The 7,709-nt window shown below is 70.8% G+C and carries 8 protein-coding genes; 7 read left to right on the top strand and 1 reads right to left on the bottom strand.

Features of this window, described 5'->3' with window-relative positions:
• Positions 1–2 precede the first annotated feature (2 nt).
• From QR78_RS22265 to QR78_RS22255, 3 genes are read left to right on the top strand one after another with little or no spacing between them, the layout of a single operon-like run.
• A complete protein-coding gene (locus QR78_RS22265) occupies positions 3–620 on the top strand; it encodes a YoaK family protein (protein ID WP_053221042.1) in 618 nt (205 codons plus the stop codon).
• Positions 621–637: 17 nt separating this feature from the next.
• Positions 638–1,492 carry an AraC family transcriptional regulator gene (locus QR78_RS22260; protein ID WP_048429772.1) on the top strand — a complete coding sequence of 285 codons (855 nt, stop codon included), beginning with the start codon at positions 638–640 and terminating at the stop codon, positions 1,490–1,492.
• A 33-nt stretch (positions 1,493–1,525) separates the two neighbouring features.
• Positions 1,526–1,933, top strand: coding sequence for a DUF2000 domain-containing protein (locus QR78_RS22255; protein WP_048429771.1), 408 nt, complete (start codon positions 1,526–1,528; stop codon positions 1,931–1,933).
• A gap of 25 nt (positions 1,934–1,958) precedes the next feature.
• On the opposite strand, the gene QR78_RS22250 is transcribed toward QR78_RS22255, so the two are convergent.
• A complete protein-coding gene (locus tag QR78_RS22250) occupies positions 1,959–3,260 on the bottom strand; it encodes an MFS transporter (protein WP_048429770.1) in 1,302 nt (433 codons plus the stop codon).
• 92 nt (positions 3,261–3,352) lie between these two features.
• On the opposite strand from QR78_RS22250, the gene QR78_RS22245 reads away from it, so the two are divergent.
• The 4 genes from QR78_RS22245 to QR78_RS22230 all read left to right on the top strand — a co-directional run.
• Positions 3,353–3,955: a TetR/AcrR family transcriptional regulator gene (locus QR78_RS22245; protein WP_048429769.1), complete on the top strand. Its 603-nt coding sequence runs from the start codon at positions 3,353–3,355 to the stop codon at positions 3,953–3,955.
• Positions 3,956–4,106: 151 nt separating this feature from the next.
• Positions 4,107–5,009 carry a CYTH domain-containing protein gene (locus QR78_RS22240; RefSeq protein WP_048429768.1) on the top strand — a complete coding sequence of 301 codons (903 nt, stop codon included), beginning with the start codon at positions 4,107–4,109 and terminating at the stop codon, positions 5,007–5,009.
• A 1,116-nt stretch (positions 5,010–6,125) separates the two neighbouring features.
• On the top strand, positions 6,126–7,472 hold the full coding sequence (locus QR78_RS22235; protein WP_048429767.1) for a dicarboxylate/amino acid:cation symporter: 1,347 nt from the start codon (positions 6,126–6,128) through the stop codon (positions 7,470–7,472).
• A gap of 4 nt (positions 7,473–7,476) precedes the next feature.
• On the top strand, positions 7,477–7,709 hold a 233-nt coding region (locus tag QR78_RS22230; protein WP_048429766.1), incomplete at its 3' end, for an ROK family protein.

Raw genomic sequence — 7,709 nt, 5'->3', positions numbered from 1 at the left:
GCCTGCTCCTCACCGCCGCCGCCGGCTTCGTCGACGCCGTCGGCTTTCTGCGGCTCGACGGGCTCTACACCTCGTTCATGAGCGGCAACTCGACCCAGTTCGCGGTCTCGCTGGCGCAACCCGGCCACCCGGTCGCCTGGGAGATCGGCCTCCTCTTCGTGTCGTTCCTTACCGGCGGCTTCTGCGGCAGCGTGGTCTCGCTGCGCACCCCCGGCCGCTGGGGGCCGGCCGCGGTGCTGGCGGTCGAGGCGGCGCTCCTGGCCGCGGCCCTGTCTCTCGCCTTCGGCCCCGCGCAAGGGCCGGTGGCGCCTCTTCTCGCCGCCGCCATGGGGGCGCAGAACGCGGCGCTCCGCCGGAGCGCGGGATTCCGGCCCGGCGTCACCTTCGTCACCGGGACACTGTTCAGCCTCAGCCACACCCTGGCCCAGGCCGCCACCCGGATCGGCCCGGCCCTCGGCTGGCTGCCGGATGCCTGCACCTGGCTGGCGCTGGTCGCGGGCGCGGTGGCGGGGGGATTGGCGTATCGGGCTCACGGGCTCGAGGCCCTGGCGGCGCCGATGCTGGGCGTCGGTCTGGTGCTGGCGCTCGCCGTCGGCCGGGCCGTGCGGGCGGCGGCGTGAGAACCGGAGGCACCGCCGTGGCCGACGAGTGCGCACCGCCCCGCGACGTGATCCACCTGCGGCGTGATGCGGCGAGCGGGATCGAGGCGGTGACGGCGCGCTTCCACGGCCACGCCTACGACATGCACCACCACGACGAGTGGCTGGTCGGCGTCACCCATGACGGCATCCAGGATTTCTTCTGCCGCGGGGCGCGCCGCCAGAGCACGGCGGGCCGGGTGATCCTGATCGAGCCCGGCGAGCGCCACGACGGGCAGGCCCTGCGCGCGGCGGGCTTTCGCTACAGCATGCTCTACCTGCCGCAGGACTGGCTGCGCGACCGGATGGGCGGCCGCGACGGGCATCTCGGGTTCCGGGCCACCCTGGCCGACGACCGGCACCTCGGCGCGGCCATCCTCCAGGCGTGCCGGACGGTGTTCGGCGCTACCTCGCCGCTCGCGACCGACGCGGCGATGGACGACCTCGCCGAGCGGCTGCGCGGCCATCTCGGCGCCGCCTCGCCGCGCCCGGCGCCCGACGGCGATCCGGCCGTGGCGGAACGCGCGCTCGACTACCTGCACGCGCATGCGGCCGAGCCGTTCGGCCTCGACGCGCTCGCCCGGGCGGTCGGCGCCGCCGACCGGTTCCAGCTCGCCCGGGCGTTCCGGCGGCGCTTCGGCACCTCGCCCCATGCCTGCCTGGTCGAGCTGCGCCTCGCCCGGGCCCGCGCGCTGCTGCGCGAGCGGGTGCCGCCGGCGGAGGTCGCGCTGATGGCGGGCTTCTCCGACCAGAGCCATCTCGGCCGCTGGTTTCGCCGCGCCTACGGCCTGACCCCCGCCGCGTACCGGCGCGGGCGCACGGACGTTCCAGACGGCGCGCACCTCCTCGACTAGCCCTGCACCCGATCACCCGCAGGGAGCGTTTCGATGTTCGACACCAAGGTGGCCATCCTGGTCCGCGACGACCTCGCCGTATGGCAGAAGCTGAACGTCACGGCGTTCCTGGCGACCGGCATCGCCGGGGCGGTGCCCGAGGCGATGGGCGAGCCCTACCGCGACGCCGCCGGGCGCACCCACGCACGGCTCCTCGGCCAGCCGATCCTGATTTTCTCCGCCTCAGCCGAGGTGCTGCAGCGGGCCTGGCAGCAGGCGATCCAGCGCGACCTCGCCCGCAGCGCCTATGTCCGGGCGATGTTCGAGACCGGGCACGACGCCGCCAACCGCGAGGTCTTCCGCGCCGAGCCCGCCGACGCGCCGGACCTCGTCGGCCTCGCCCTCCACGGACTCAAGAAGGACGTCGACAAGGCCACCAAGGGGGCGTCGCTGCACCCGTGACGGGCCGGGCGCACGCCCCCGTCCGTCAGGCCGCCACTGCCGGCGCCGCCCGGCGCATCCGGCCGATCATCAGCGACATCAGGGCGGCCATCAGGGCGGTGAGGCCGGCGGCCAGGAACGCCTCGAGGTAGCGGCCTTCCGAGGCCCGCACCAGGCCGGCGCCGAAGGCCGCGGTCGCCGCGCCGAGCTGGTGGCCGGCGGCGATCCAGCCGAACACGATCGGGGCGTCGCGCTCGCCGAACGTCTCGTTGGCGAGCCGCACCGTCGGCGGCACCGTGGCGATCCAGTCGAGGCCGTAGAACACCGCGAAGATCGACAGGCTGTAGAACGAGAAGTCGGTGAAGGGCAGCGCCATCAGCGAGAGCCCGCGCAGGCCGTAATAGACGAACAGGAGCTTGCGCGGGTCGTAGCGGTCGGTGAGCCAGCCCGATCCGGTGGTGCCGATGAGGTCGAAGATCCCCATCATCGCCAGGAGCCCCGCCGCGCGCACCTCCGGGATGCCCTGGTCGGCGCAGAACGAGATCAGGTGGGTGCCGACCAGCCCGTTGGTGGTCAGCCCGCAGATGAAGAAGGTGCCGAACAGGAGCCAGAAGTCGCCCTTGGCGCTCGCCCGCACCAGTCCGTCGATCGCGGCGCGAAAGGGATTGGCGCGGCGCGGCGGCTCGGCGACGGTGCCGGGCGCGGCGCCGTACGGGGTGAGGCCGATATCGGAGGGGCGCTCCGGCAGGAGCCAGGCGACGAGCGGGATCAGGGCCGCGACGGCGCAGGCCACCGTGAGCACCACCGGGCGCCAGCCCCCGGCTTGCGCGATCGCCGCGAGGCCCGGCAGGAAGATCAGTGTGCCGGTGGCGGTGCTGGCAGTGAGAAGCCCCATGAACAGGCCGCGGCGCACGGCAAACCAGCGGTTCACCACGGTCGCGCCGAGCACAATGGCAACGCAGCCGCTGCCGAGGCCCGACAGCACGCCCCAGGTCGCGATCAGGTGCCAGGGCTCGGTCATCAGCGCGCTCAGCGCCGTCGAGGCCGACATCAGGGCGAGCGCGCAGAGCAGCGTGCGGCGGATGCCGAAGCTCTGCATCAGCGCCGCCGCGAAGGGCCCGACGAGTCCGTAAAGGAAGATGCCGAGGCCGGCGGAGAACGAGGTGGTGGAGCGGCTCCAGCCGAAGGCCTGCTCGAGCGGCAGGATCAGCACGCCGGGCGAGGCCCGCAGGCCCGCGGCGGCGAGCAGGCAGAGGAAGATCACCCCCACCACCACGAAGGCGTAGTTCTGCCCGAAGGGCCGGGGCCTCGGCGGGGCGATGCCACGCGGCGACACGGTCGAACTCATGCTGGGACACCCCTCCCCGAATCGTGGTAATACGGTACGTACCGGTCAGTAACATCGTCAAGGGCATCGAGCGCAGGATGGGGGCGACGGGTATGGCGGACGGGACCTCGGGGGACGGGCACGACGGGAGCGGGCCGGCCCGGGCCGGCGACCGGATCCGGGCGGCCGCCCGCGAGCTCTTCTACAGCCGCGGCATCCGGGGCGTCGGGGTCGACGAGATCGTGGCCCGGGCCGGGGTGACGAAGCCGAGCCTCTATCGTGGGTTCGCCTCGAAGGACGCCCTCGTGGTCGCCTGCCTGGAGGATTACGACGCGGGTCTGCGCCGCCGCCTCGACGAGGCGCTGGCGGCGCACGCGGACGATCCCCGGGCGGGGCTGGTGGCGTTCCTGTCCGGCATCGCGGGGCGCAGCGCCCGGCCGGGCTTTCGCGGCTGCGGCCTCACCAACGCCCTCGTCGAGTACCCGGAGGCCGACCATCCGGCCCGCGCCGCGGTGCTCGCCAGCAAGCGCGCCCTGCATGCCCGCCTCGCCGAGGTCGCCCGCACGATCGGCGCCCGAAAGCCCGAGCCCCTCGCCGACGCCCTGCTGCTCCTGATCGAGGGCGCCTTCGCCTGTGGCCAGATCTTCGGAGCCGAGGGGCCGAACCGCTCGCTGGCCGGGGCCGCCGAGGCGCTGATCGCCACGAGCCTGGAGTGACGCCCCGAATTTGCGCTCCGTGACGCGAAAACGGTCAATAAATCCGCGACATCACCGTCCCGGCCTTGATTCCGTCGTCCCGTTGAGCCGATACGCGAGAGTTGACGCCGATCGCGGTCGTTGAGGCCGCGACCCCCGTGGAGTTGAGCGTATGACCCTCGTACGACGTTTCCAGGTCGCGCCGGCGCTGGTCCGCCTGATCCGCAAGGAGCGCGGCTCCTCCCGCATCACTGAAGGCTATTTCCCGTCCCAGTCGGGCCGCACCTCGTTCGTGCGGGTCGATGGCGGCCAGTGCCACCTGGTCCTGGTCACTTCCGACGGCGGCGCCGCGACCGAGGAGCGGACCGAGGTGCCCCGCGCCCATGGCGACGCGCTCCTCGATGTCTGCGCCGGCCGCGCCGCCTACGACCGTACCCAGGTGGCGCTCGGCAACGGCCGCGACGCCCTGATCGACCGCTACGTCGCCCCCGGCACCGTCGACGTGGTGACGGTGACGTTCGACAACCCGGACGAGGCCAACGGCTTCCCGGCCCCGCCGTGGTTCGGCCCCGAGGTGACCGCCGATCCGGCCTACGAGGGCCGCAGCATCGCCCTCCAGGGCGTGCCGCAGCCCGGCGAGATCGGCCTGTCCAACGCCGCCCTCGACGCCGTGCTCGACCTGATCGAGCCGCGTTACGGCTTCGGCCGCTACGCCGCGCCGCGAAGCGGCGGCGAGGAGGCCGGCATGGCGAGCGCGCTCCGCCGCATCGCGACGCCGCCCGCCCCCGAGCCGGCGCCGCCTCCACCGCCGGAGCCCGAGCCGGTGCACGAGCCGGTCCACCAAGCCGCCCCCGAGCCGGCGCCGCCCCAGGCCGAGGCCGAGCCGGCTCACGAGCCGGCGCCGCCCCCGCCCCCGCCGGAGCCGCCGCAGGACACCCGCATCGACGACGTGATCGAGAGCCTGTCGCAGGCCCTCGGCGCCGCGGTGCCGGGCGGGGATGCCGCGCGCGACGACGGCACCCCGGCCTTCGAGCGCTGGACCGTGCGCCCGCGCCGGACCCAGCCGACGCCCTGACGCGTCGCTCACGAAGACGCCGTCCGCGCCGCCAGGCGCGGGCGGACGATCGGCACGAGACCGACGACGGCCATCGGCAGCGACAGACATTGCCCCGCCAGGGAACGACATGCCGCCGTTCCACGTCCGGATGATCTTACGTACGCGAACTGATAGGCGCTTTATCACCCTATCCACGTTCGAACTCCGGCCGCCGCCCTTTCCCGGACGACTGAGGCGCGAGCGGAAGGAGATCCGGGATCCAGGAGAGAAGTGCCGCGAAGCGGCTCCGGCACTTGCAACGGTGCAGACAAGCGGACGCTGCGCGGCTTCTTGTGCTGGTTCCCGGATCTCCTTTCGCTCTCGCTTCAGTCGTCCGGAAAAGGGGGCGACGCACGAAGGAATGCGCACTGACCGGCGAACGCATACGTTGTCGCGCCCTATTACATAATTATTTTTGAATGTTAATATAAATATCAAACAAAAATTATACAATAAATCTGCCGAATAGATAAAAATATGGGGATTTCCAACGCATAAATTGCGATCTATTTAATTATACAAAAGTTGATAACGGAACCGATTGCGAATTGATTGTTCGAACTAGCCCGATCTCACGACGATGCCGACGGGGATGGTCGAGCCGTCGCAGAGGTCAGATCTGGACGAGGACGGGTGACAGGTCCGGTTGCGTGCAGGCCATGTCCATCACCAATGTGCATCACCAGTCCCGCAGCGCCTCTGCCTTAAGGTTTCGGTGTGCCGCAACCGTCCCCGACCACGGACCGACTCTCGGGGTGTCGGGCATCGGTGTGTCGGCACGGTCTCTGCCTTGATAATTTTTCCCCACCACGGGATTGCCACCGCGCCGAACTCGTGGCGGAGTGGCGAAACATGCCGCGAGGGCGTTGACGTCGCTACTCCCACGCTGCATGCCGCGCCACCGGTCCCAGGGCCGGCAGGACGACCGCCGGAGACGTCCGCGGGTGTCCGTCGATGCGAGTGTTCGTCGACGAACGAGCGGGCCGGACCGTCGGTACGTCCCGGCCATCGAGCAATTTTCGGTTGAATACGCGGCGAAGGCCGCACCGCGACGGCCGAACTCAAGACGGCCGGCAGCGTGGGGAGAGAACGATCATGCAGCACGCCACGCCGTCCGCGACGGCCCCGGGCTCGTCGCAGCCCTGGTACAAGGTCCTCTACATCCAGGTTCTGATCGCCATCGCGCTCGGCGTCCTGCTCGGTTACGTCGCCCCCGACACCGCCAAGGCGATGAAGTGGCTCGGCGACGCCTTCATCGCGCTCATCAAGATGATGATCGCGCCGATCATCTTCTGCACCATCGTGCACGGCATCGCGTCGATCGGCGACCTCAAGAAGGTCGGCCGCGTCGGCCTGAAGGCGCTGGTCTACTTCGAGGTCGTGTCCTCCCTCGCCCTCGTCATCGGCGTCATCGTCGGCGAGATCGTGCGGCCGGGTGCCGGCTTCGGCGCCACGGCGGAGCAGCTCGACGCCAAGGCGGTGGCCGGCTACGTCAGCAAGGCGCAGGCCGATTCGACGATCGCCCACATCATGGCGATCATCCCCAAGAGCTACTTCGACGCCTTCGCGGGCGGCGACCTCTTGCAGATCCTGCTGATCTCGGTCCTGACCGGCGTCGTCATCACGGGTCTGGGCGAGCGCGGCAAGCCGGCGACCCACGCCATCGAGGCGGCGGGCGAGATCTTCTTCCGCATCATCGGCATGATCGTGAAGCTCGCGCCGATCGGCGCCTTTGGCGCCATGGCCTATACGATCGGCCAGTACGGCATCGGCAAGCTCGGCAATCTCGCGGGCCTCGTCGCCACCTTCTACCTCACGAGCCTCCTGTTCGTGCTGGTGGTGCTCGGCCTGATCGCGCGCTTCTCCGGCTTCTCGATCATCAAGTTCCTGGCCTACATCAAGGACGAGCTCCTGATCGTGCTCGGCACTTCCTCGTCAGAGACGGTGCTGCCGCACATGATGCAGAAGATGAAGCGGCTGGGCGCCTCGGATTCGGTCGTCGGCCTCGTCATCCCGACCGGCTACTCGTTCAACCTCGACGGCACCAACATCTACATGACGCTGGCGACCCTGTTCCTGGCGCAGGCCGTGGGGGCGGATCTCAGCTTCGGGCAGTACGCCACCATCATCGCGGTCGCGATGCTGACCTCGAAGGGTGCTTCAGGCGTCACCGGCGCCGGCTTCATCACGCTGGCCGCCACGCTCGCGGCGATTCCCGGCAACCCGGTCCCGGTCGCCGCGATGGCGCTGATCCTCGGCATCGACAAGTTCATGTCGGAATGCCGCGCGCTCACCAACCTCGTCGGCAACGGCGTCGCCTGCGTGGTGGTCAGCCGCTGGGAGGGCGAACTCGATCCGGTCAAGCTGCGCGAGGTGATGGCCAATCCCCTCGCCATCGGCACCGAGATCGCCGACGAGAAGCCGGTTCCGGTCGCGCCCTAGGCGGATGGGTCGGCTTCGCATCGGCATCGATCTCGGCGGCACCAAGATCGCCGGGATCGCCCTCGATGCGTCGGGCCAGGTGCTGGCCGAGCGGCGCATCGCGACCCCGCGGGGCGAGTACGACGGCTCGCTCCGGGCCATCGCGGGCCTCGTCGCCGCGCTCGAGCACGCGGCCGGCGGGTCCGGGACCGTGGGGATCGGCATCCCCGGCGCGCTCGCGCCGGGGATGCCGATCCC

The sequence above is a fragment of the Methylobacterium indicum genome, from assembly GCF_001043895.1.
Taxonomy (GTDB): domain Bacteria; phylum Pseudomonadota; class Alphaproteobacteria; order Rhizobiales; family Beijerinckiaceae; genus Methylobacterium; species Methylobacterium indicum.
This window is presented reverse-complemented; position numbering and strand designations above follow the sequence as displayed.

Bases quoted from the DNA above. Each gene is read 5' to 3' on its own strand.
- QR78_RS22255 (WP_048429771.1), top strand. From the start codon at position 1,526: ATGTTCGACACCAAGGTGGCCATCCTGGTCCGCGACGACCTCGCCGTA.
- QR78_RS22250 (WP_048429770.1), bottom strand. From the start codon at position 3,260: ATGAGTTCGACCGTGTCGCCGCGTGGCATCGCCCCGCCGAGGCCCCGG.
- QR78_RS22245 (WP_048429769.1), top strand. From the start codon at position 3,353: ATGGCGGACGGGACCTCGGGGGACGGGCACGACGGGAGCGGGCCGGCC.
- QR78_RS22240 (WP_048429768.1), top strand. From the start codon at position 4,107: ATGACCCTCGTACGACGTTTCCAGGTCGCGCCGGCGCTGGTCCGCCTG.
- QR78_RS22235 (WP_048429767.1), top strand. From the start codon at position 6,126: ATGCAGCACGCCACGCCGTCCGCGACGGCCCCGGGCTCGTCGCAGCCC.